Source organism: Pseudomonas sp. 8AS, from assembly GCF_902506505.1.
Classification (GTDB): Bacteria; Pseudomonadota; Gammaproteobacteria; order Pseudomonadales; family Pseudomonadaceae; genus Aquipseudomonas.
The window spans coordinates 3,160,650-3,182,602 of sequence record NZ_LR733406.1 but is presented as its reverse complement, the minus strand read 5'-3'; the positions used below and the strand labels follow the sequence as shown (position 1 = coordinate 3,182,602).

Sequence of the window (21,953 nt, the reverse complement as noted above, 5' to 3'; positions counted from 1 at the left end):
CACCGCCGCGCCATAGGGCGCGGCACGGCGAAGCCATGCCCACAGAACAACAAGAAAGGAGCCTCACCATGCAGTACCCGTCCAAGGCCGCCCTGGCCATCGTCCTGCTCGCCCCCTGGGGACTGAGCCAGGCCATCGAGCTGAATGAAGACTTCGCTCTGTATCTGGATGCTGGCGTCTACAGCGACTACCGCACCCGCGGCATCTCGCAGACGCAGAACGACCCGGCGCTGCAGGGCTCGGCGACCTTGAGCCACAGCAGCGGCCTGTACGCCGGGGTGTGGAGCTCCAACGTCGACTTCGGCCTGGGCAGCAAGACGCGTCAGGAGATCGACTACTACGCCGGCTACAACTGGCAGATCAGCGACGACATCAACCTCGACACCGCCTACTTCCAGTACGAATACCCGCGGCAGAGCGCGCTCAACTACGGCGAGTACTTCAGCCAGCTCACCGCCTACGGCGCCAAGCTCGGCGCCTACTACTCGGACAATCTCGGCGGCGACCAGAGTTACCTGTACAGCTATGTCGGCTACGAGACCCTGCTGCCGGCCGAGGTAGCCCTGGACCTGCGCTACGGCAACGTCGACCTCAAGGACCCGCTGCTGCTCGATGGCAGCGGCGACACCCGTGACAGCTATCGCGAATGGCAGCTCAAGCTGAGCAAGGAACTGTTCGGCCTGAACTGGTCGGTCAGCTACGTCGACACCGATCTCTCGGACAACGAGTGCGCCAACTACATGGGCTTCGACGACGTCTGCTCGGCGACCCTGGTGCTGGGCGCCAACAAGGGTTTTTGAGGTGCCGCCCGTCCATCGACACAGGAGCAGTCCGCCAGTGATGGCGCGCAAAATCCCCATCAACGAGAGGAAGGACACCGCATGTCTACCCGTCGCGATTTCATGAAGCACCTGACGATGGCCGCCAGCCTCGGCGCCGTCGCCACCCTCGGCCTGGGTGTGAGCGCGCCGCGAGCACGGGCGGCGCTCGGCAACAGCTGGTACATGCCCGACGAGCACGCCCCGCAGGAGCGGGTGATCCTCGCCTTCGCCGCCTCCACGGCGATCTGGGAAGACTGGGCCACCCCGGTCAACGACTGCATCGCCCTGCTGGCCAAGACCATCGCCAAGTACCAGCCGGTGACCGTGCTGTGCTGCGCCAACCAGCTGATCCAGGCCAAGCAGAAGTGCGGCACCAGCAATATCAAGTTCCTCACCATGCCGCTGGATGACGTGTGGGTGCGTGACTACGGCGGCTGCTTCGTGGTCGACGGCCAGGGCGGCCGCGGCCTGGTCGACTTCAACTTCAACGGCTGGGGCGGCAAGCAGCGTTCCAGCAACGACACCCTGGTCGCCGACACCCTGAGCTACGAGCTGGACGCCAGCTACATCGCCAGCCAGCTGGTGGGCGAGGGCGGCGGTATCGAGGTGGACGGCCACAGCACGGCCATCATGACCGAGAGCTGCTGGGTCAACAGCAACCGCAATCCGGGCATGAGCAAGGCGCAGATCGAGGCCGAGCTGAAGGCCAACCTGGGCCTGCGCAAGATCATCTGGCTGCCCGGCATCAAGGGCAAGGACATCACCGACGCCCACGTCGACTTCTACGCGCGCTTCGTCAAGCCGGGCGTGGTCATCGCCAACCTGGACAACGACCCCAAGTCCTACGACTACGCGGTGACCCGCACCCACCTGCAGATCCTGCAGAACGCCACCGATGCCGATGGCCGCAAGCTGGTGGTGCATACCCTGCCGCCACCCCTGAAGAAGCGCAGCAACGTCTACACCCAGAACAACCCGGACTTCGCCCCGGGCTATATCAACTACCTGCCGATCAACGGCGCGGTGATCGCCCCGCAGTTCGGCGACACGGCGGCGGACAAGTACTGCAAGGACCTGCTCACCCAGCTCTACCCGGGCCGCGTCATCGTCCAGGTCAACATCGACCCGATCGCCGCCGGCGGTGGCGGCATTCACTGCGTGACCAAGAACATGCCGCGCCTGTGATCTAGCCTTTCCTGACCTGCTCCCATCGAGGGGAACGACCAACCCCCTCATTTCGCCATGCCTCGCCGCCCGGCCAGGCATGGCTTTTTTACTTGAGGATCGCTCCATGTTCCGCTGCCTGCCGCTCTGCGCGGCACTGCTGGCGCCGCTAGCCCAGGCCGAGGAGGCCGCCAGCCTGGTGCTGCACAACGCCCGCATCTACACGGTGAACGCCGACCAGCCCTGGGCCGAAGCCCTGGCCATGGACGAGGAGGGCGAGATACTCGCCGTCGGCAGCCAGGCCGAAGTCGAGGAATACGCCGACGACGACACCGAGTTCGTCGACCTCGGCGGCCGCCTGGTGCTGCCCGGCTTCCAGGACAGCCACGCGCATGTGCTGGACGCCTCGTCCGAGGCCCAGGGCGATTGCCCGCTGGAGTCGGACGGCACGCTGGAGCATTGGCTGGACGAGATCGCCGGGTGCGCCGAGCAGGCCAAGGGCGAGTGGCTGCTGGGTAGCGGCTTCAGCCTGCACACCCTGCTCGACAGTGGCGAAAGCCCGCGCGCGCTGCTCGACGAGATCGCGCCGGACCTGCCCATCGCCATGATGGAAGAGACCTCGCACTCCTACTGGCTCAACAGCAAGGCGCTGCAGCTGGCCGGCTTCGACGGTGAGCGCGATGATCCCGAGGGCGGCGTGATCCTGCGTGACCCGCAGGGCCGTGCCACCGGTGTGGTACTCGACAACGCCGGCGACCTGGTGATGGACAAGGCCCTGCCGCCTTCGAAGGCGCTGCAGCAGGTCTATTACCAGGCGGTGCTGGACGGCCAGGACGAGCTGGCGCGCAACGGCATCACCTCGGTGGCCGACGCTAGGGTGTTCTGGCGCCGTGGCCACCTGGAGGCCTGGCAGAAGGTGGCGCGCGAGGACCGCCTCAAGGCGCGCACCAGCCTGGGCCTGTGGGCCTATCCGCAGCTGGACGATGGCGAGCAGTTGGCCCAGCTCAAGGCGCTGTACCAGCCGGGCGATGAAGACGATCTGCTGCACATCACCCAGATCAAGCTGTATGTCGATGGCATCGTGCACAACACCACCGCGCGCCTGCGTCAGCCCTACCAGCACAGCCTGGCCGGCGTCGATCCGCGCGGTCTGTACTACTTCGGTCCCAAGCGCCTGGCGCGCTATGCCCGTGAGCTGGCGGCGAGCGGCTTCGACCTGCATATCCACACCATCGGCGACCAGGCGGTGCGCGATGCGCTGGACGCCATCGAGCAGGCCGGCCGTGGTCGTCATCGCCTGACCCACGTCGAGCTGGTCGATCAGGCGGATATCCCGCGCTTCCGCCAACTGGGGGTGATCGCCGACTTCCAGCCCAGCCCGTACTTCACCCCGTCCTTCCTCAAGGACAACCAGCCGCTGATCGGCCAGCGCGCCTATCAGATGCTGCCGATGCGCGCGCTGTATGACAGCGGCGCGCGGGTCACCCTGAGTTCCGACTGGGATGTGAACCCGCTGTCGCCGCTGGGCATCATGCAGAACGCCCTGGGCCTCGGCTCACGCGGCCTGCCGAACCTGGAAGCGGCGATCCGCGCCTACACCCTGGACGCTGCCTACACCTTGCGTCAGGAACAGCGCACCGGTTCGCTGGAGGTGGGCAAGCAGGCCGACCTGTTGGTGCTGGACCACGACATCTTCAAGCTGCCGCCTGAGCAGATCGGCCAGGCCAAGGTGCTGTGGACCCTGCTCGGTGGCGAAGAGGTGTATCGCGCGCCGGGGTTCTGAGCGGAGCTAGATTAGCCTCGATACTGTGGAAGGGCCGCTTCTGGCCGATTCTGTTGAAAAAGTCGCTTTCTGAGAGAGCTGCTTTTCGGAGGCTCAGAAATCGCCCGATTTCGGCGTTGCTACGTTAAAACCAGGACAGCTCCGTCTTCTGAGTGAATCAGATTCCAACGTCGCTAACGGTCTTTCATGGAGAAAGATCGCGACGGGACTTTTTCAACAGAATCGGCCGCTTTCTGCCTGTCGCAACCGAGCGCTTTGAGTCGTTTAGAGAATGTTCGTTCAGGCTGTGCTACCGGTGCGCTGCGCGCCCCTATATCGGAAGCGCACCGGGCATCAGCCCTTCAGCGCCTCGCCTTCTTGAGCAAACAGTTCGCTGATCCACCCGACCTGTTGTGTGAGCTCTTGTACCTTCTCCTCGGGCACGGCCTGTCGCGCTTGGGTGAAGTGGCTCAGGGTGCGCTGCTTCAACCGTAACAGGCGCTGCCACTTGACCAGAAAGGCCGGGCTGCGTGCCTGCAACTGCAGGGGGCCGAAATACAGTTCCTGGGCGGTGTACAGCACCGGCCCGCTGCGTTCGGCGACGATGATTTCGTAGTTGAAGCGGTTTTCCCGCAGCACTTCCTCGCCGAGGATGCGGTAGCCATTTTCCATCAGCCAGTGGCGCAGGGGCTGCTCGCCGCCGTTGGGCTGCAGGATCAGGCGCTCCTTGCCGCTCAGGCGTGCCTTGTCGCGGTCGAGAATGTCGCGGATCGTCTCGCCGCCCATGCCGCAGAGGCTGATCGCCGTGATCCCGTCTGCTGGCTCGATCGCAGCCAGGCCATTGGCCAGGCGTACGCTGATGCGCTGGCTCAGGCCATTTCCGCGCACGGTGCGTTGCGCCGCGTTAAATGGTGTCAACGCCACCTCGCCAGCCACCGCCGTCTCGATCAGGCCGCGCTTCATCAAGGCGACGAGCAGGTAGGCGTGATCCGAGCCGATATCGGCCAGCCGCGCACCGGCCGGCACATGCGCGGCCACGCGCTCCAGGCGCTCGGATAATTTCTGTTCGTTCAACTGCTGCCTCTTTTCACCACGGTCGTCCGGCACGTTGGGCCGGAACGGCGGGCGATTTTGTCGAGCAACAGCGTGCCTGGCAAATCCCAGCGACCAGTGCCAGGGTTCGGCCTGCTAGGTGGGAAACTCCAGGACAAAGCGCGTCCAGCCCCCGGCCGACTCGCAGCGGATCTCGCCGCCATGGGCGCGGACGATGGAGCGGGTGATGGCCAGGCCGAGGCCGGCGTGCTCGGCATTGCCTTCGCGGCGGGCCGGGTCGGCGCGGTAGAAGCGGTCGAACAGGCGCTCGCGCAATGCGGCGGGAATCTCCGGGCCCTGGTTGGCCACTTCGATGCGTACGGTGGCGCCCGAGCTTGCCGTGTTCAGGCGCAGCTCGCCGCCGCTGGGGGTGAAGCGCAGGGCGTTGTCGATCAGGTTGCTCAGGGCCCGGCGCAGCAGGCCGCGATCGGCGTTGAACGCGGCCTGGCCGGCGACTCGCAGGGTAACCCCGGCCTCCTCGGCCAGCGGGGTGAAATACTCGGCCAGGGCGGCCAGCTCGGCGCCCAGTTCCAGGCTTTCCCGGCGAGTCTGCAGCAGGCCATGCTCGGCCTTGGCCAGCAGCAGCATGTCGCCGACCATCTGCGCCAGGTGCTGCAGTTCCTCCAGGTTGGAGTGCAGCGCTTCCTGGTAGTCCTCCAGCGCCCGTGGCTGGCTGAGGATCACCTGGGTCTGGGTCAGCAGGTTGGACAGCGGCGTGCGCAGCTCGTGGGCGATATCGGCGGAGAAGGCCGAGAGGCGGGCGAAGGCATCTTCCAGGCGCGCCAGCATGGCGTTGAAGGCCTGCGCCAGTTCGCCCAGTTCGGCGGGCAGGGCCTGGGTCGGCAGGCGGGTGGTCAGCGAGCTGGCGGAAACCTGCTGCGCCACCGCCGTCATATTGCGCAGCGGGCGCAGGCCGCGGCGTGCCACCCAGGCGCCGAGCAGGGCGGTGGCCAGGGCCGAGAGGCCGACGCAGAGCCAGATCAGGCGTTGCATCTGCTGCAGGAAGTGCTGGTGGTGGGTGATGTCCAGCAGCAGGCTCAGGCGCAGGCCGTTGTCCAGGCGCTGCTGCAGTACCCGGTAGTCGCTGGCGCCGCTGCTCCAGCGCTGCAGCGCCTGGCTGGAAGCCGGCAGCTCGGCGAGTGACGCCAGGCTGGCCAGCCATACCTGGCCATCGCGCCCGTCGATGCGCAGGGCAAGCTCCGGATGGCGTTGCAGCTCCAGCTGTATGGCGGCGCGGCGGCTGGCCAGGGCGTCGGGGTCGTCGGCCTCACGAAGAATATCGGCGAATACGGCCAGTTTGCCTTGCAGCAGTTGCCGGTCCAGTTCGACGAAGTGCAGGGCGCTGGCCTGGCTGAACAGGCTGCCGGCAATCAGCGCCACCGCCGCGGCGCAGGCGGCGAACAGCAGGGCCAGGCGATTGGCGAGGGACATCAGTTGCGCGCCTCCAGCACGTAGCCCATGCCGCGCACGGTGTGGATCAGCGGCTGGGCGAAGCCGTCGTCGACCTTGGCGCGCAGGCGGCGGATGGCCACCTCGATGACATTGGTGTCGCTGTCGAAATTCATGTCCCACACCTGCGAGGCGATCAGCGACTTGGGCAGCACCTCGCCCTGGCGGCGCAGCAGCAGTTCGAGCAGGGCGAACTCTTTGGCGGTCAGCTCGATGCGCCGACCGGCGCGTTCGGCGCGGCGGCGCAGCAGGTCGAGGGTCAGGTCGGCCAGTTGCAGTTGGCTGTCCTGCGCCACGCCGTTGCTGCGCCGCAGCAGCGTACGCACACGGGCCAGCAGCTCGGTGAAGGCGAAGGGCTTGACCAGGTAATCGTCGGCGCCGGCCTCCAGGCCGCGCACGCGGTCTTCCACGGCGTCGCGGGCGGTGAGGAACAGCACCGGGGTGTCCAGGCCAGCGCCGCGCACGCTGCGCAGGATCTGCCAGCCGTCGCGGCCCGGCAGCATCACGTCGAGGATCAGCAGGTCATGCTCGTCGGACAGCGCCAGCAGTTCGCCGCTGCTGCCGTCGGTGGCCAGTTCGACACTGAAACCGGCCTCGGCCAGTCCTTGGCGCAGGTACTGGCCGGTCTTGGGTTCGTCTTCGACTATCAGCAGTTTCATCGGGGGCTCGTGCGGGGTGGATGCCGGCTTTATACGCCAGGCGAGGGCGGCAATGGGTAAAGCTGACAAAGTTGTAATCTTCGTGTCAGCTTAGCGCCAGTTGCCGGCGTCTAGAGTGGGCCATCTTCCATCCATGGAGCCTCACTCATGTCCGCACGTTTCCTTCTGCCGCTGCTCTGCGCCTTCAGCCTGCCGGTCCTGGCCGCTCCGGGCCACTTCAGTTTCGGTGAGCCGGGCAAGGCGGCCGAGGCCGACCGTACCGTCACGATCACCCTAGGCGATATGTACTACGAGCCGGGCAGCGTGCAGGTCAAGGCCGGCGAGACCGTGCGTTTCGTGCTGAAGAACGACGGCGCGCTGTTGCACGAGTTCAGCCTGGGCGATGCGGTCATGCATGCCGAGCACCAGAAGCACATGCTGATGATGCAGCAGATGGGCATGCTCACCCCGACCGGCATGTCCAGCGACATGGGCAAGATGGACCATAGCCAGCACGACATGAGCGGCATGCAGCACGGCAAGATGACCCACGACGACCCCAATACGGTGATGCTCGAACCGGGCCAGAGCGCCGAGCTGACCTGGACCTTCAGCCGGAGCGGCGGCCTGGAATTCGCCTGCAATATCCCCGGCCACTACCAGGCGGGCATGGTCGGTAACGTCGAGGTACAGCCGTGAAGCGTCTGCTACTGGCTGCCGGGCTACTGGGCCTGAGCCTGGCTGCCCAGGCCGCTCGCTACGAGCTGGTGATCGACGAGGGCCAGGTGCGTTTCAGCGACGGCGTGCGTCCGGCGCTGACCGTCAATGGCCAGAGCCCGGCGCCGGAACTGCGCTTCCAGGAAGGTGAGGCGGTGGAAATCGCCGTCACCAACCGCCTGGATCGCATGAGCGCGCTGCACTGGCACGGCATCCTGCTGCCCTATACCCAGGACGGCGTGCCGGGCATCAGCTTTCCCGGCATCCAGCCGGGCGAGACCTTCACCTACCGCTTCACGGTCAACCAGTCCGGCACCTACTGGTATCACGCCCATGCCGACTTCCAGGAACAGGAAGGCATCTACGGGCCGCTGATCATCGAGCCCAAGGGCCGCGAGCCGTACCGCTACGACCGCGAATACACGGTGCTGCTGTTCGACTGGCAGGACGAGAAGCCGGAGCGCACCCTGGCCAACCTGAAGAAGCAGGCCGACTACTACAACGACCAGCAGCCGACCCTCGGCGACCTGCTGCGCGACGCCAAGCGCGATGGCTGGAGCGCGGCGCTCAAGGACCGCTGGGACTGGGGCAACATGCGCATGGCCAAGACTGACATCGCCGATGTCAGCGGCTTCCGTTTCCTGGTCAACGGGCGCGATGCCGAGCAGAACTGGACCGCGCTGTTCAAGCCGGGCGAACGGGTGCGCCTGCGCATCATCAACGGTTCGGGCATGAGCTATTTCGATCTGCGCATTCCCGGCCTGGCCATGACCGTGGTGCAGGCCGACGGCAATGATGTGCAGCCGGTGACTGTCGAGCAGTTGCGCATCGCCGTGGCGGAAACCTACGACGTGATCGTCCAGCCCAAGGAGGATAAGGCCTACACCCTGTTCGCCGAATCCATGGACCGCCGCGGCTATGCCCGCGCCACCCTGGCGCCGCGGGCCGGCATGCAGGGTGAGGTGCCCGAGCTGCGGGCGCCGCGCCTGCTGAGCATGGCCGACATGGGCATGGCCCACGCGGGGATGGATCATGGCGATATGGCCGGTATGGATCATTCGAGCATGGCCGGCATGGACCATTCCCAGATGGCGGGCATGGATCACTCGGCGATGGCCGGGATGGACCACTCGCAGATGGCCGGCATGGACCATGGCGCGATGAATCACGCGGCCATGGCCCAGGCGAACAACCCGGACTACGCCGCCGGCAGCGGCATCGCGCCCGAACCGGTGGATGGTGGGCGGGTGCTGGTCTACGGCGACCTCAAGGCCATGCGCCCGGCTGCCGGCTACCGGGCGCCGGACCGCACCATCGAGCTGCAGCTGACCGGCAACATGGAGCGCTACTTCTGGTCGTTCAACGGGGTGAAATACTCCGAGGCCGAGCCGATCCGCCTCAAGTACGGCGAGCGGGTGCGTTTTCGCTTCGTCAACCAGACCATGATGAACCACCCCATGCACCTGCACGGCATGTGGATGCAGCTGGACAAGGGCAACGGCCAGTTCAACCCGCTCAAGCACGTGGTCAACGTGGCGCCGGGGCAGACCCTGGAAGTGGACGTGCCGGCCGACGCCATGGGCGAGTGGGCCTTCCACTGCCATCTGATCTACCACATGGGCAGCGGCATGTTCCGCAAGGTCGTGGTCGAGGCGGCCGACGGCACTACCCAGCCGTTCTACAGCGAACAACCGGCGGCCAAGGAGAGCGAACATGCGCACCATTAATCTGTTGCCGGCACTGCTGCTGGCCACCCCGGCACTGGCCATGGAGCCGCATATGGACGCCATGCCGGTGGCCAAGCTGGCCGTGGACCACCTGGAACAGCGCTTCGATGGCGACGATCAGGCGCTGGCCTGGGAGCTGGAGGCCACCTACGGCAACGACCTGCACAAGGCGGTGCTGAAAAGCAGTGGTGAGCGCGCCGACGGCGGCCCGACCGAGTCCAGCGAGACCCAGCTGCTGTATCGGCGCATGGTCAGCGAGTTCTTCGACTGGCAGGCCGGCGTGCGTCATGACGACCAGCCGGGGCCAACCCGCAGCTATGCGGTGCTCGGTGTGAAAGGCCTGGCGCCGCAGTGGATCGAGCTGGACGCCAACCTGTTCGTCAGCGAACGCGGCGACCCGTCGCTGCGCGTCGAGGCCGAGTACGAGCTGCTGCTGACCCAGCGCTGGGTGCTGGAGCCCAAGCTGGAATACGACCTGGCCCTGGCCGACGACCGCGACCTGGGCATCGGCGCCGGCGGCAGCACCCTGGAGGCCGGATTGCGCCTGAATTACCGGGTCAACCCGCAGTTCTCGCCCTATGTCGGCTATGTCTGGGAGAAGACCTACGGCCGCAGCGGCGACTGGCTGCGCGACGAAGGCGAGCATGACGAGGAGGGCGCCTGGATGCTGGGGTTGAAGTTCTGGTTGTAATGGCTGTCGCGGTGCGCCGTGCATACCATGGCCCTGCACGGTCTGCTTGGTGCGCGCGGCGCACCCTACAGTTTGCCTGCCCACCGATGCTCCGATTGAAATGCAGCTCCGGCCCTTGGGCGTATAATGCCCGCCGTTTTCCGCTTTCCAGGCCACCGCCATGCAGCATCCCGCCGAACACTCGCCGCTGGGCAAATCCAGCGAATACCTTTCCAGCTACGCTCCCGAGCTGCTGTTCCCCATCCCGCGCGCCACCAAGTGGGCCGAGCTGGGGCTGACGGCCAGCACCTTGCCCTACCAGGGCGTGGACTACTGGAACTGCTACGAGCTGTCCTGGCTGCTGCCTTCCGGCAAGCCGGTGGTGGCCATCGGCGAGTTCGCCATCCCGGCCGACTCGCCGAATATCATCGAGTCCAAGTCGTTCAAGCTGTACCTCAACTCGTTGAACCAGAGCGTCTATGCCAGCCAGGCCGAAGTCGAGCAGGTGCTGGCTCGCGACCTGTCCGCCTGCGCCGGCGCGCCGGTGACGGTGCGGGTGCGCAGCCTGGAAGCGGTGGCCGCCGAGGGCGTGGCCGTGCTGCCGGGGCGCTGCATCGACGAGCTGGAGATCGCGGTCAGCGACTATGCCCATCCGCGCCCCGAGCTGCTGCGCTGCGCCGCCGGGGAGATAGTCGAGGAAACCCTCTACAGCCACCTGCTCAAGTCCAACTGCCCGGTCACCGGCCAGCCGGACTGGGGTACCCTGGTGGTCGACTACCAGGGCCCGCGCCTGGATGCCGCCAGCCTGCTGGCCTACGTGGTGAGCTTCCGCCAGCACCAGGACTTCCATGAACAGTGCGTGGAGCGGGTGTTCCTCGACCTGCAGCGCCTGCTGCAGCCGCAGCGCCTGACCGTGTATGCGCGTTACGTGCGCCGCGGCGGGCTGGATATCAACCCTTACCGCAGCACGGTGCCGATCAGCCCGGACAACCGGCGGCTGGTGCGCCAGTAAGGCAAAAGCCCGCAGATGCGGGCTTTTTTGTGGTTGCTCGGATGCAATCCGGGAAAGGACTCAGATCCCCATATTGGCCAGGCTCTGCAGGATATTGCGCAGGGTGCCGGCCAGGGTCGGGTGCTGGGTTTCGAAGCGCTCCACGGCCAGGTTGACCCCGTCGACCAGGCTGGCGTCCGGGGCACTGGCCAGCTCCTTGGCCAGTTTCAGGTCGATCTCCTGCATCAGTTCGAGCAGGGCGGCGCGGTCGTCGGCGTCCAGCGGGATATCGGTGGCCAGCTCTTCGCGCAGTTGCTGAAGATGTTGCTGCAGGCGTTCGGGCATGGTTTTTCTCCGTCAAGACTACAAAGTGGACCCTGGCCAACTGGCAAAGGTTCGTCCCTTTGCCTGAAGGTTAATCCAGACGCGGCGCTCTTGCCTGATCCGGGTCAAATGGCCGGGGGATTTGTCTTTCAGGGTTTTTCGCCTTTCTGCCGGCGCATGGCCAAATCCTGCAGACAGGCGGGGATTTCTCCGGGGTGGTCGATCACCGAGTGGGCGCCGAGGCGATAGAGCTGCAGGGTCGCCGCGACGCGCAACTTGTCGCGCTCCGGGCCGGGCAGCGCCTGCCAGTCGCCGAGGGCCAGGCCGCACAACGAGCCGCAGGTGGCCAGGCCGATGCACCACAGCCCGGCATTCAACCCGGCCTGCAGCAGGCGCGGCTCGCTGGCGATCAGCACGCAGCCGTGCAGGCTGTCGACCTGCAGGCCGGCGAGGGCCTGCCAGATGCTGTCCGGCGCCGGCCAGGGGCGAGCCGCGCCGACCTGCGCCGCGGGTAGCCAGCCCGGCAAGGCACGGGCCAGGCGCGTGCTGACCGCAGCGGGCAGCTCGTCCAGCCAGGCGCAGGGCAGCTGCTGGCGCTGCAGCTGGTTGAGCAGTTCGTCGATCCCGGGCAGGCGTTCGGCATGTTCCGCGGCGCTGGCCAGCAGCGCCGGCAACAGCTCGCGCTCATCCAGGCAGTGGGCGCGGGCCACCGGCAGGGTGCGTGCGCCAAAATCCACCAGGCAGCCGGAGAGGCCCAGCAGCAGGGCATTGAAGGCGGGCGCAGCAGGCGAACCGGGCATGGCGAAGGTCCCCGAGGATATGCCGGCAGCCTAGGTCGGTTCGGTGACGATCCGATGACAGCGGGGTTTCAGGCGGGTTCGGCGCCCATGACGCTGCGCAGGCTGTCGGGCACCGGCACCGAGGCGTTGCTGGCATGGTCGATCCAGACCAGCTTGCAATGGCCTTCGCCGTAGCAGCTGTGCGGGTCCTCGAGGGTGCTCAGGCGGTGCTCGACCACCAGGCTGCTGCGTCCGACCGCGCCGGCGTACAGCTCGATCACCACCGTGGCCGGGTGCACCACCGGTTTTAGGTAGGTGTGCAGGGTCTGCAGCACCACCGGCCCCTGCGGCGCGTGGTCGATGTCGATGCCGACGCGGGCGAACCACTCGACGCGCGCCTCCTGGACGTATTCCAGGTAGACGGTGTTGTTGACGTGACCGTAGTTGTCCATGTCGCCCCAGCGAACCGGGATATGGGCTGTATGCAGGAGCTGCTGTTGCGCCATGTTTTCGTCCACTTTGCTGCTGCCTTAAACCGGCACTGCTGTTTATACTGCGCCACATTGAAGGCTGGCTGCGGGCCGCCACACTACTAATGCCAAGGAGAGACTGCAAATGCGCGTAGCCGCTGCAAGCTGGATCGACCGCCTGGGTCGCCTGTGTGTCTGTGCCACCCTGGTTCTGCTGCCGGCACTGGCGCAGGCTTCCGAGGACGACCCGTGGGAGGCCTTCAACCGGCCGGTGTTCCGCTTCAACGACACCCTCGACACCTACGCCCTGAAGCCGCTGGCGCAGGGCTACCAGAAGGTCACCCCGCAGTTCCTCGAGGACGGCGTGCACAACGTGTTCGGCAATATCGGCGACGTCGGCAACCTGGCCAACAACCTGCTGCAGGGCAAGGTGCATGATGCAGGCGTGGACACCAGCCGGCTGATCTTCAACACCACCTTCGGCGTGCTGGGCTTCTTCGACGTGGCGACCCAGATGGGCCTGCAGCGCAGCGACGAAGACTTCGGCCAGACCCTCGGCGCCTGGGGCCTGGGCAGCGGCCCGTACCTGGTGATCCCGTTCCTCGGCCCGAGCAGCCTGCGCGACGCCCCGGCGAAGATCCCGGACAGCTACCTGGGCATGTACCCCTACATCGACCATGTGCCGACCCGCAACGTCACTCGCGGGGTGAACGTGGTCGACACGCGCGCCAGCCTACTCTCGGCGGAAAAGATGGTCAGTGGCGACAAGTACATCTTCATCCGCAACGCCTACCTGCAGAACCGCGAGTTCCGCGTGCAGGACGGCGAGGTGGTGGACGATTTCTGATCCACTGCGCAGACATGAAAAAGGCGGCATCGGCCGCCTTTTTCATGTCTGACTGTTACTCAGCTCATCGACAGGATGGCCAGGCCGATGGACTGGCGCCCGCCGCCCAGGTCGATGACTCGCATCACCTCGCCTTCGGCATCCAGGCCCTTGAGCTCGTTGTGGTCGGAGGCGATGTGCACCTTGACGGTCTGGCCCAGACTCAGCGCGCACTCGGCTTCCAGTTGCATGCCGGTGCTCGACAGGTCGAGGCACAGGGCAGGAATGCTGCGCCCTTCGAGATGCAGCGTGACTGGTGCCTCCAGGCGCATGCGGATGAAATCGCGTTTTTCACTGTAGGCACGATCGCTTTGGCTCATGGGCCCTGTCCTCTTGTTTTGGGGTACTCCTCTCGGCACTTATAACCCTCGTCGATTTGAGGTGTAAAGTCGCAGAACGACAATCGGCGCCAGCTTGAATCACCCCGCGGATGGTAGTACCGTCTGCGCCGTGAAATGACCGTGCACAGGTGCTGCGGAAATCGCCGCGCGCCAATCGTCAACTTCCCCTCCGGCGTCCTTTGCCTGGATAACGCATGCACAATCCCAGCGCCAAGCTGCTGATTATTGATGATGACGAGGTGGTCCGCGCCAGCCTCGCCGCCTACCTCGAAGACAGCGGTTTCAGCGTCCTGCAGGCAAGCAATGGTCTGCAGGGGCTGGAAGTGTTCGAGCTGCAACGTCCGGATCTGGTCATCTGCGACCTGCGCATGCCTCAGGTGGACGGCCTCGAACTGATCCGCCGGATCAACGCGCTCAACACCGACGTGCCGGTGGTCGTGGTCTCCGGTGCCGGGGTCATGAGCGATGCGGTCGAGGCCCTGCGCCTGGGCGCCGCCGACTACCTGATCAAGCCGCTGGAAGACCTCGCCGTGCTCGAGCACTCCGTGCATCGGGCCCTGGATCGCGCGCACCTGCGCGTCGAGAACCAGCGCTACCGCGAGAAACTGGAAACCGCCAACCGCGAGCTGCAGGCCAGCCTGCACCTGCTGGAGGAAGACCAGAACGCCGGGCGCCAGGTGCAGATGAACATGCTGCCGGTCACCCCCTGGCAGGCCGACGGGCTGAATTTTGCCCACCACATCATTCCGTCGCTGTACCTGTCCGGCGATTTCGTCGACTACTTCCGTGTCGACGAGCGCCGCATCGTCTTCTACCTGGCCGACGTCTCCGGGCATGGCGCCTCGTCGGCCTTCGTCACCGTGCTGCTCAAGTTCATGACCACGCGCCTGCTGTACGAGTCGCGCCGGGGTGGGGTGTTGCCCGAGTTCAAGCCCTCCGATGTGCTGGGGCACATCAACCGCGGCCTGATCAACTGCAAGCTGGGCAAGCACGTGACCATGCTTGGCGGGGTGATCGACGAGCAGAGCGGCAAGCTGACCTACAGCATCGGCGGGCACCTGCCGTTGCCGGTGCTGTACAGCGACGGCCAGGCGCGTTACCTGGAAGGCCGCGGCCTGCCGGTCGGGCTGTTCGAGGAAGCGGTGTATTCCGACCTGGAAATGGACCTGCCGGAGTCGTTCAGCCTGACCCTGCTGTCCGACGGCATCCTGGACCTTTTGCCCGGCGAGACACTCAAAGACAAGGAAGCCGTGCTGCCACAACTGGTGTGCTCGGCGGGCGGCACACTCGATGGCTTGCGTCGGGTCTTCGGGCTGGCCAATCTGGGCGAGATGCCCGATGATATCGCCTTGCTGGTGTTGAGCAGGAACCTTGCATGAATCCTGGGAATAGCCCCGGTCGAATCCAGTTTGCCGAACAGGACGGTACCTTCGTTCTGAAGTTTGTCGGCGAGATCCGCCTGACCCTGTGTTCGGCGCTGGACTCCACAATCGAAAAAATCTTCACGGCGCTGAATTTCTCGGCGATCGTCATCGATCTGACGGAAACCCGCAGCATCGACAGCACGACCCTGGGGCTGCTGGCCAAGCTCTCGATCCTGTCACGGCAGAAGATCGGCCTGCTGCCGACCCTGGTCACCACCCACCCGGACATCACCCGGCTGCTGCAGTCGATGGGCTTCGATCAGGTGTTCAACATCGTCGACCAGCCGATCCCGTGCCCGGAGTGTCTGGATGACCTGCCGTCGCAGGATCATTCAGAAGAAGTGGTCAAGGCCAAGGTGCTGGAGGCCCACCGCATCCTCATGGGGCTCAACGAGTCCAACCGCGAAGCCTTCCACGACCTGGTCAACGCGTTGGAACGCAGCTAGGCCGGCCTGGAATGAAAAAAGGGCGATACCCGCAAAGGTATCGCCCTTTTTCTTTGCCCGGGATCAGGCGCGCGCGGCGAGCAGCGCCTCGAGCTTCTCCTGGTCGCGGGCGAACAGGCGAATGCCCTCGGCCAGCTTCTCGGTGGCCATGGCGTCTTCGTTGAGGGCCCAGCGGAAGGCGCTCTCGTCCAGCACCTGGCGCGGCTCGCCGGCGCTCGCGCTGAGCAGGCGCGGCAGCTCGCCCTGGTCGTCGCTCAGTTGCTGCAGCAGGTCCGGGCTGATGGTCAGGCGGTCGCAGCCGGCCAATTGCTCGATCTGGCCCAGGTTGCGGAAGCTCGCGCCCATCACCACGGTCTGGTAACCATTGGCCTTGTAGTACTGGTAGATGCGCGTCACCGACTGCACGCCCGGGTCTTCGGCTCCGACGAAGTCGCGGCCTTCGGCCTTCTTGTGCCAGTCGTAGATGCGCCCGACGAAGGGCGAGATGAGGAACACGCCGGCATCGGCGCAGGCCACGGCCTGGGCAAAGGAGAACAGCAGGGTCAGGTTGCACTGGATGCCGGCTTTTTCCAGCTGCTCGGCGGCGCGGATGCCTTCCCAGGTGGAGGCGATCTTGATCAGCACCCGCTCGCGGCCGATGCCGGCCTGCTCGTACAGGCCGATGAGGCGCTCGGCGCGGCGCAGGGTGGCCTGGGTATCGAAGGACAGGCGCGCGTCCACCTCGGTGGAGATCCGCCCCGGAATCACCTTGAGGATTTCCTGGCCGACGGCCACGCCGAAGCGGTCGCAGGCCAGGCCCAGGTCGCCCTGGCAGCCGGCGACGGCTTCATCCAGCAGGTGGGCGTAGCGCGGCAGCGCGGCGGCCTTGAGCAGCAGGGAGGGGTTGGTGGTGGCGTCCACCGGCTTGAGCCGGCTGATCGCGTCGAGGTCGCCGGTGTCGGCGACCACGGTGGTGTACTGCTTGAGTTGGTCCAGCTTGGAAGTCATGACGAAACCCTGTCGTTGCACGTGGCACGACCTTACCCGAGCGGCGAGTGCCGCTCAACGGTCTGGCTTGCGCATTTCCAACAGGCGTCAGCGACCGGCGAGCAGTTCGCCGGCCTGATCGAGCAGGGCCAGCGGGTCCTTGACCTTGTGCACATCCACCGATAGCAGCTGGCGGAAGCGCCGCGCGCCGGGGAAACCCTGGGCCAGACCGAGCACATGGCGGGTGATGTGGTGCATCACGCCGCCCTCGGCGATGTGTTGCTCGATGTACGGGCGCATGCGCGCCAGCGCCTCGGCACGGCTGATCACCGGAGTCTGCTGGCCGAACAGCAGCTGGTCGACCCGGGCCAGCAGGTAGGGGTTGTGGTACGCCTCGCGGCCGAGCATCACGCCGTCGAAGGTCTGCAGGTGCTGCTGGCATTCCTCCAGGGTCTTGATCCCACCGTTGAGGATGATCTCCAGGTCCGGGAAATCCTGCTTGAGCTGCGCCGCGACTTCGTAGCGCAGCGGCGGCACTTCACGATTTTCCTTGGGCGACAGGCCTTCGAGGATGGCGATGCGCGCATGCACGGTGAAGCTGGTGCAGCCGGCATCGCGCACCGTGCCGACAAAGTCGCACAGCTCGGCATAGCTGTCGCGGCCATTGATGCCGATGCGGTGTTTGACCGTGACCGGGATGGCCACCGCGTCCTGCATGGCCTTGACGCAGTCGGCCACCAGCTGCGGATGGCCCATCAGGCAGGCGCCGATCATGTTGTTCTGCACCCGGTCGCTGGGGCAGCCGACGTTCAGGTTGACCTCGTCGTAGCCATGCGCCTCGGCCAGCTTGGCGCAGGCCGCCAGCTCCGCCGGGTTGCTGCCGCCCAGCTGCAGGGCCAGCGGGTGCTCGCAGGCGTTGTAGCGCAAAAAACGATCGGCCTCGCCGTGCAGCAGGGCGCCGGTGGTGACCATCTCGGTATACAGCAGGGCCTGGCTGGACAGCTGGCGCAGGAAGAAGCGGCAGTGTCGGTCGGTCCAGTCCATCATGGGTGCCACGGAGAAGCGGCGGGACAGGCGGGGGGTATCGGCAATCATGGCGGCTATCGGTCTTTCGGCTGCGGTCCGCGGGAGCCCATAGGGCCGTGCGGAGTAGGCCGCGCAGTTTACCAGCCCGTGGCCGCGCCGCGGGGAATTGCTCCCAAAGCACTATTGCCGGCGGCCGGCGCGCGTAGGAGGCTAGCGGCTAGGCAACACTGGCAGAGGACTACGCGTGCTGGCGCCCGGGCAACAGCTGCATCGCCAAGAGTTCGGCCCCGGCCTCGAGCTGCTCTGGCTGCACGCCCCGGATAGTCTGCAGGCGGCCCTGGCGCTTGAGCTCGATGGCGGCAGCCATGCCGAGCCGGCGGCCTATCCGGGCCTGGCGCATTTTCTCGAACACCTGGTGTTTCGCGGCAGCCAGGGCTTTGCCGGCGACGATGGACTGATGGGCTTCGTCCAGCGCCATGCCGGGCAGGTCAATGCCAGCACCCTGGGTACTCATACCCTGTTCCATTTTCAGTTACCCGAAGCGGCCTTGTCCGGCGCCTGTGCGCGGCTGGTCGACCAGTTGCTGCAGCCGCTGCTCGAACCCGCCGCCCAGCAGGCCGAGCGCGAGGTGCTGGAGGCCGAGTTCCGGCTGCGTTCGGCCGATCCCGAGACCCTGGTGGAGGCCGCCATTGGCCAGGCGCTCAATCCCGGCCATGCTGCGGCCGGCTTCCATGCCGGCCATCGTGCCAGCCTGCCGCTGGAACAGCCGGCCTTCCAGCAGGCCCTGCGTGACTATCAACAGGCCATTTACGGTGACGGATTTATCCGCCTGGTGCTGGTCAGCCGCCAGGCGCCGGACCTTGGCCTACCGGCGTTGGGGCCGTTGTTGCAGCGGCTGGCTGCGGGGCGCCAGGCATTGCGCCGACCCGCGCCCGTGCCGTTGCAGCTGGACTGTGCCCGCGAGCTGCACCTGAGTCTGCCCGGCAGCGCGCCGCGTTATCAGCTGGTGCTGGCCCTGGAGCAGCAGGGGCGCGGCGTGCCGTTGTTGCTGGAGCTGCTGCAACTGGCTCTGGAGCACAACGCTCCCGGCAGCCTGCTCGGTGAGCTGCAGGTCGCCGGGCTGTGCAGTGCAGTGCAGGTGCGCCTGGCGCACGCGCAGGGCGAGCAGGCGCTGTTGCTGTTCGACTGCCATTTGTTGCCGGGCGGTGCGGCGCGCCGTGGGCAGATTCGCCAGCTGCTGGGTGACTGGCTGCTGCTCTTCGCCCCGCGGCTGGTGGACGAGGCGGCGCTGTCGCGCTGGCGGACGATCCGCCGCCAGCGCTGGCCGCTGCTCGGCGCACTGGAGCAGGCGCGGCAGTTGCTGGAGGCGCCGCTGGATGATCTCGACAGCGCCCGTAGCAGCCTGCAGGCGCTATGCGCTGCCTGGCGCGCACAGCGCTGCCTGGCGCTGCTGCTCGACGCGCGGCCGCTACCCATGAGCGTGACCACCGGTTTTGCCCTGGCCCTGGCCGAGGAGCGCGCCCCGGCCTGCCCAGCGTTGCCTGCGGCCTTTGCCGAAAGCGTGTGGCCGGCGCAACTGCCCGCACTGGCCGCGTTGCCGGCCGCCGCCTGGACGGGCGCCGGCCAGCAACCCAGCTGGTCGGCGCCGGAGCTGGCCGGGTTGTGCCTGCTGTGGCCCGGCGCGGCGCCGGGTGCGAGCGGCCTGCGCCAGTTGCAGGAACGCCTGCAGCCCTTGCAGCACCAGGCCTGGCAGGCCGGGGTGCGCCTCGTGTTGCAACCGTGCGGCACGGCACTGGGCCTGCGGCTGCTGGGACTGGCCGGCGTTCTGCCGGTTGTGCTGGCCGAGGCCCTGGCGCTGCTGCGCCAGCCCTGGCCGACGGCGGCGGATGGCGGGGCAGAGCCGCTGGGCGGGATCGCCCTGCGCCAGCTGCTGCAGCGTTTGCCGGAGCATCTGCACGGCGCGGCGGCGGGCGAGGGCGGGGCACTGCCCGATACGGCGGCGGGCCTGCTGCTCAGCCATGACCCGGCCCTGGCCGGGCAGCTGGCGGCGGTCTGTACCCAGGCCGGACTGCGCCTGGGTGCCGAGCCCGCCCTCCAGCCCGGCGTCGAGCGGGCGCCGCGCTGGCAGCAGGTGAGATTGCCGGGCAGTGAATGCGCGCTGCTGCTGTTCGTGCCGGAGCCGGCCGATGTGCTCGGCCAGGCGGCCTGGCGCGTGCTCGGGCAATGCCTGCCGGCGGCCTTCCAGCAACGCCTGCGCGACGAGCAGGCGCTGGGCTATGCCTTGTTCTGCGGCTACCGGCAGTTTTCAGGCCAGGCCGGGCTGCTGTTTGCCGTTCAGTCGGCGACCGCCTCGGCGCCGGCCATCTGGCAGGCGTTGCAGGACTTTATCGCCCAGCAGGCGCAACGCCTGGCGGCGCTTGCGCCGGCCGACTGGCAGGCGCCGCTCGCGCTGACCCTGGAGCAGCTGCAGAGTCCCGGCGCCAGCCTGGACGAGGCGCTGGAAGTCCGCTGCCAGGCCTGGCTGGCCGGGCAGCTGGAAGCGCGGCTGGATCTTGCCCTGCAGCAACTGAGCCCGGCCGAGCTGGGTGACCGGCTGGCGGCGCTGCTCGCCACGCAGCCCTGGCTGGTGCTGAGCAACGCGGAGCAACCCTAGCCGCAGGGTACGCCGCGCGCACCAAGCAACCACGCAAGGGCCTGCGGTGCGCACGGTGCACCCTACGGCCGAGTCGCGGCCCGTCTTTCTCTGTCTCATTTCCTCTACCGATGCGGCTGGCGCCAATGCCGCGCGGCCTGCGCCTGCGCGCTTCTCCTGCGCAAGTAGCGGGTGCCTCTCCTGTGGCCTACGACCTTCTGCTGCCAGCGGACTAGGGCTTTCGCCCTGCGCCTGCGCGCGACCTGCGGCGCGGGTGCAAAGCAGCGGCGATTCGCGCCCAAGGCAGCGTATGGCGCGCGGGGGCCGCTCCGAATAATCCCTCCGACGCGGCTGACCGCTCAGTCGTCCCACTCCCCCGGAGAGCGCCATGCACAACAAAAAGATCGCCAACCTCAAGCTCCTGCCTCTTGCCATCGCCAGCGTGCTGGCCTGCGGCGTGGCCCAGCAAGCCACTGCCGAGATCATGCTGTACGACAAGGATGACACCACCTTCGCCACCGACGGCTACGTCAACGCCTTCTACGTCAACAGCGACGTAGACCGCGAGGACGATGTGTTCGACCGTCGCCAGTCGCGGGTGAAGATGGGCTTTCTGCCGAACTGGATCGGCTTCAACTTCGGCAAGCAGGTTGACGACCTCAAGCTGGGCGGCCGCTCGTCCTTCTGGGTGACCATCAACGACGGCGAGCAGAACGGCACCGACACCGCCATCGACGTGCGCCAGTTCTACGGCACCGTGGCCAACCCGGAGTGGGGTGAAGTGCTGATCGGCAAGGACTTCGGCCTGTTCTCCCGTTCCAACATCTTCCTCGACGAACTGCTGGCCGGCTTCGGCAACGTCAGCGACACCCTCGGCCTGGTCGATGGCGGCGGCGTGTCCTTCGGCAACATCGGCACCGGCTACCCGTACCCGTTCCCCACCTCGCAGATCACCTACCGCAACAACAACCTGGCCGAAGGCCTGCGTGTGGCAGTGGGCATCATGGACCCGATCGACTCCAACCAGATCGACCAGGACACCAGTAACGGCCTGGACGACAAGGCCTACCAGGAAAACCCGCGCTTCGAGTCGGAAGTCAGCTACCAGTTCGACCTCGGCGGGGCGCAGATCTACTCCTGGATCAACGGTGGCTACCAGACCTCCGACAACACCAACGACGAGGTCGACAGCGTCACCTCCCAGGGCGTGGGTTACGGCGTGCAGGCCAAGATCGGCGGCCTGTCGCTGACCGGCTCCGGCTTCCAGGCCGAAGGCATCAACCCGTTCTTCACCAACAACGCCGGTGAAGCCACCCTGCGCGAGATCGACAGCGACGGCTACCTGCTGCAGGGCTCCTACACCTTCGGCAAGAACCGTTTCGCCCTGTCCTACGGCAAGACCGAGGACGACGGCAACGGCCTGGGCACCGCCGCCGACTATGAGACCCGCGGCGTGGCCTACTTCCGCACCATCAACGACAACCTCAAGCTGGTTGCCGAGTACAACCAGTACGAGATCGACGCCGAGCAAGGTTCCGGCCTGGGCGAAGACACCGACACCTTTGCCGTGGGTGCGGTGCTGAGCTGGTAAGCCGGTAACGAGCGAACAGGGCGGGTCATGCGCAAGC

The 21,953-nt window shown here is 66.6% G+C and carries 21 protein-coding genes; 12 read left to right on the top strand and 9 right to left on the bottom strand.

The genetic code is table 11. The features are described 5' to 3' along the window. The first annotated feature begins 68 nt into the window (after nt 1–68). From GV001_RS14825 to GV001_RS14815, 3 genes are all read left to right on the top strand, one after another. On the top strand, nt 69–800 hold the full coding sequence (locus tag GV001_RS14825) for a TorF family putative porin (RefSeq protein WP_160081158.1): 732 nt from the start codon (nt 69–71) through the stop codon (nt 798–800). Between the two features lie 81 nt (nt 801–881). After that, nucleotides 882–2,006 (top strand): agmatine/peptidylarginine deiminase, encoded by a 1,125-nt coding sequence (locus GV001_RS14820; protein ID WP_160081156.1) that lies wholly within the window; start codon nt 882–884, stop codon nt 2,004–2,006. A 106-nt stretch (nt 2,007–2,112) separates the two neighbouring features. Then, entirely contained in the window at nt 2,113–3,768 is a 1,656-nt protein-coding gene (locus GV001_RS14815; protein WP_160081154.1) for an amidohydrolase, read from the top strand. A 333-nt stretch (nt 3,769–4,101) separates the two neighbouring features. Here the strand turns inward: GV001_RS14815 and GV001_RS14810 are convergent, their stop codons facing one another. The 3 genes from GV001_RS14810 to GV001_RS14800 form a co-directional block, all read right to left on the bottom strand. Then, nucleotides 4,102–4,821, bottom strand: coding sequence for a tRNA (adenine(22)-N(1))-methyltransferase TrmK (locus GV001_RS14810; protein WP_306108816.1), 720 nt, complete (start codon nt 4,819–4,821; stop codon nt 4,102–4,104). A 114-nt stretch (nt 4,822–4,935) separates the two neighbouring features. Continuing rightward, nucleotides 4,936–6,270, bottom strand: coding sequence for a heavy metal sensor histidine kinase (locus GV001_RS14805; protein WP_160081152.1), 1,335 nt, complete (start codon nt 6,268–6,270; stop codon nt 4,936–4,938). After that, nucleotides 6,270–6,947: a heavy metal response regulator transcription factor gene (locus GV001_RS14800; protein ID WP_160081150.1), complete on the bottom strand. Its 678-nt coding sequence runs from the start codon at nt 6,945–6,947 to the stop codon at nt 6,270–6,272. Before GV001_RS14800 ends, GV001_RS14805 begins: the two co-directional genes overlap by 1 nt. A 147-nt stretch (nt 6,948–7,094) precedes the next feature. On the opposite strand from GV001_RS14800, the gene GV001_RS14795 reads away from it, so the two are divergent. From GV001_RS14795 to queF, 4 genes are all read left to right on the top strand, one after another. Then, nucleotides 7,095–7,625 carry a plastocyanin/azurin family copper-binding protein gene (locus tag GV001_RS14795; RefSeq protein ID WP_160081148.1) on the top strand — a complete coding sequence of 177 codons (531 nt, stop codon included), beginning with the start codon at nt 7,095–7,097 and terminating at the stop codon, nt 7,623–7,625. Continuing rightward, nucleotides 7,622–9,370 carry a copper resistance system multicopper oxidase gene (locus GV001_RS14790; RefSeq protein WP_160081146.1) on the top strand — a complete coding sequence of 583 codons (1,749 nt, stop codon included), beginning with the start codon at nt 7,622–7,624 and terminating at the stop codon, nt 9,368–9,370. Before GV001_RS14795 ends, GV001_RS14790 begins: the two co-directional genes overlap by 4 nt. Then, nucleotides 9,357–10,061 (top strand): copper resistance protein B, encoded by a 705-nt coding sequence (locus GV001_RS14785; protein ID WP_160081144.1) that lies wholly within the window; start codon nt 9,357–9,359, stop codon nt 10,059–10,061. Before GV001_RS14790 ends, GV001_RS14785 begins: the two co-directional genes overlap by 14 nt. A gap of 160 nt (nt 10,062–10,221) precedes the next feature. Further along, the gene (gene queF / locus GV001_RS14780; protein WP_160081142.1) at nt 10,222–11,052 is read left to right on the top strand and encodes an NADPH-dependent 7-cyano-7-deazaguanine reductase QueF; all 831 of its coding nucleotides are present in this window, start codon (nt 10,222–10,224) and stop codon (nt 11,050–11,052) included. A 60-nt stretch (nt 11,053–11,112) separates the two neighbouring features. On the opposite strand, the gene GV001_RS14775 is transcribed toward queF, so the two are convergent. The 3 genes from GV001_RS14775 to GV001_RS14765 form a co-directional block, all read right to left on the bottom strand. After that, the gene (locus GV001_RS14775) at nt 11,113–11,376 is read right to left on the bottom strand and encodes a DUF4404 family protein (RefSeq protein ID WP_160081140.1); all 264 of its coding nucleotides are present in this window, start codon (nt 11,374–11,376) and stop codon (nt 11,113–11,115) included. Nucleotides 11,377–11,504: 128 nt separating this feature from the next. Continuing rightward, complete coding sequence (locus GV001_RS14770) at nt 11,505–12,155, bottom strand: HAD family phosphatase (RefSeq protein WP_160081138.1); 651 nt, start codon at nt 12,153–12,155, stop codon at nt 11,505–11,507. Nucleotides 12,156–12,223: 68 nt separating this feature from the next. Beyond that, nucleotides 12,224–12,640, bottom strand: coding sequence for a thioesterase family protein (locus tag GV001_RS14765; protein ID WP_160081136.1), 417 nt, complete (start codon nt 12,638–12,640; stop codon nt 12,224–12,226). A 109-nt stretch (nt 12,641–12,749) separates the two neighbouring features. On the opposite strand from GV001_RS14765, the gene GV001_RS14760 reads away from it, so the two are divergent. Further along, nucleotides 12,750–13,451 carry a VacJ family lipoprotein gene (locus tag GV001_RS14760; protein ID WP_160081134.1) on the top strand — a complete coding sequence of 234 codons (702 nt, stop codon included), beginning with the start codon at nt 12,750–12,752 and terminating at the stop codon, nt 13,449–13,451. A 59-nt stretch (nt 13,452–13,510) separates the two neighbouring features. On the opposite strand, the gene GV001_RS14755 is transcribed toward GV001_RS14760, so the two are convergent. Then, on the bottom strand, nt 13,511–13,810 hold the full coding sequence (locus tag GV001_RS14755; protein ID WP_160081132.1) for a PilZ domain-containing protein: 300 nt from the start codon (nt 13,808–13,810) through the stop codon (nt 13,511–13,513). Nucleotides 13,811–14,025: 215 nt separating this feature from the next. On the opposite strand from GV001_RS14755, the gene rssB reads away from it, so the two are divergent. Together rssB and rssC are read left to right on the top strand one after the other, a co-directional pair. After that, the gene (gene rssB, locus GV001_RS14750) at nt 14,026–15,210 is read left to right on the top strand and encodes a two-component system response regulator RssB (protein ID WP_160081130.1); all 1,185 of its coding nucleotides are present in this window, start codon (nt 14,026–14,028) and stop codon (nt 15,208–15,210) included. Beyond that, nucleotides 15,207–15,701, top strand: a complete 495-nt coding sequence (gene rssC / locus GV001_RS14745) for an anti-sigma factor antagonist RssC (RefSeq protein WP_160081128.1) — start codon at nt 15,207–15,209, stop codon at nt 15,699–15,701. The genes rssB and rssC overlap by 4 nt, the downstream gene beginning before the upstream one ends. Before the next feature lie 63 nt (nt 15,702–15,764). Here rssC and tal read toward each other — a convergent pair whose 3' ends face one another. Beyond that, nucleotides 15,765–16,688, bottom strand: a complete 924-nt coding sequence (gene tal / locus GV001_RS14740) for a transaldolase (RefSeq protein ID WP_160081126.1) — start codon at nt 16,686–16,688, stop codon at nt 15,765–15,767. 87 nt (nt 16,689–16,775) lie between these two features. Continuing rightward, nucleotides 16,776–17,762, bottom strand: coding sequence for a tRNA dihydrouridine(20/20a) synthase DusA (dusA, locus tag GV001_RS14735; protein WP_160081124.1), 987 nt, complete (start codon nt 17,760–17,762; stop codon nt 16,776–16,778). A 175-nt stretch (nt 17,763–17,937) separates the two neighbouring features. Here dusA and pqqF point away from each other — a divergent pair, with 175 nt between their 5' ends. Together pqqF and GV001_RS14725 are read left to right on the top strand one after the other, a co-directional pair. Beyond that, nucleotides 17,938–20,346: a pyrroloquinoline quinone biosynthesis protein PqqF gene (gene pqqF / locus GV001_RS14730; protein ID WP_160081122.1), complete on the top strand. Its 2,409-nt coding sequence runs from the start codon at nt 17,938–17,940 to the stop codon at nt 20,344–20,346. A gap of 367 nt (nt 20,347–20,713) precedes the next feature. Next, nucleotides 20,714–21,916, top strand: a complete 1,203-nt coding sequence (locus GV001_RS14725) for a porin (protein ID WP_160081120.1) — start codon at nt 20,714–20,716, stop codon at nt 21,914–21,916. The last annotated feature ends 37 nt before the right edge of the window (nt 21,917–21,953 follow it).

What these genes read in the sequence shown, in the direction of transcription:
- tal (WP_160081126.1), bottom strand. Translation starts at nt 16,688, where the DNA reads ATGACTTCCAAGCTGGACCAACTCAAGCAGTACACCACCGTGGTCGCC.
- GV001_RS14775 (WP_160081140.1), bottom strand. Translation starts at nt 11,376, where the DNA reads ATGCCCGAACGCCTGCAGCAACATCTTCAGCAACTGCGCGAAGAGCTG.
- rssC (WP_160081128.1), top strand. Translation starts at nt 15,207, where the DNA reads ATGAATCCTGGGAATAGCCCCGGTCGAATCCAGTTTGCCGAACAGGAC.
- queF (WP_160081142.1), top strand. Translation starts at nt 10,222, where the DNA reads ATGCAGCATCCCGCCGAACACTCGCCGCTGGGCAAATCCAGCGAATAC.
- GV001_RS14785 (WP_160081144.1), top strand. Translation starts at nt 9,357, where the DNA reads ATGCGCACCATTAATCTGTTGCCGGCACTGCTGCTGGCCACCCCGGCA.
- GV001_RS14765 (WP_160081136.1), bottom strand. Translation starts at nt 12,640, where the DNA reads ATGGCGCAACAGCAGCTCCTGCATACAGCCCATATCCCGGTTCGCTGG.
- GV001_RS14725 (WP_160081120.1), top strand. Translation starts at nt 20,714, where the DNA reads ATGCACAACAAAAAGATCGCCAACCTCAAGCTCCTGCCTCTTGCCATC.
- GV001_RS14760 (WP_160081134.1), top strand. Translation starts at nt 12,750, where the DNA reads ATGCGCGTAGCCGCTGCAAGCTGGATCGACCGCCTGGGTCGCCTGTGT.
- GV001_RS14815 (WP_160081154.1), top strand. Translation starts at nt 2,113, where the DNA reads ATGTTCCGCTGCCTGCCGCTCTGCGCGGCACTGCTGGCGCCGCTAGCC.
- GV001_RS14795 (WP_160081148.1), top strand. Translation starts at nt 7,095, where the DNA reads ATGTCCGCACGTTTCCTTCTGCCGCTGCTCTGCGCCTTCAGCCTGCCG.
- dusA (WP_160081124.1), bottom strand. Translation starts at nt 17,762, where the DNA reads ATGATTGCCGATACCCCCCGCCTGTCCCGCCGCTTCTCCGTGGCACCC.
- GV001_RS14800 (WP_160081150.1), bottom strand. Translation starts at nt 6,947, where the DNA reads ATGAAACTGCTGATAGTCGAAGACGAACCCAAGACCGGCCAGTACCTG.
- GV001_RS14825 (WP_160081158.1), top strand. Translation starts at nt 69, where the DNA reads ATGCAGTACCCGTCCAAGGCCGCCCTGGCCATCGTCCTGCTCGCCCCC.
- GV001_RS14820 (WP_160081156.1), top strand. Translation starts at nt 882, where the DNA reads ATGTCTACCCGTCGCGATTTCATGAAGCACCTGACGATGGCCGCCAGC.
- GV001_RS14770 (WP_160081138.1), bottom strand. Translation starts at nt 12,155, where the DNA reads ATGCCCGGTTCGCCTGCTGCGCCCGCCTTCAATGCCCTGCTGCTGGGC.
- GV001_RS14755 (WP_160081132.1), bottom strand. Translation starts at nt 13,810, where the DNA reads ATGAGCCAAAGCGATCGTGCCTACAGTGAAAAACGCGATTTCATCCGC.
- GV001_RS14805 (WP_160081152.1), bottom strand. Translation starts at nt 6,270, where the DNA reads ATGTCCCTCGCCAATCGCCTGGCCCTGCTGTTCGCCGCCTGCGCCGCG.
- rssB (WP_160081130.1), top strand. Translation starts at nt 14,026, where the DNA reads ATGCACAATCCCAGCGCCAAGCTGCTGATTATTGATGATGACGAGGTG.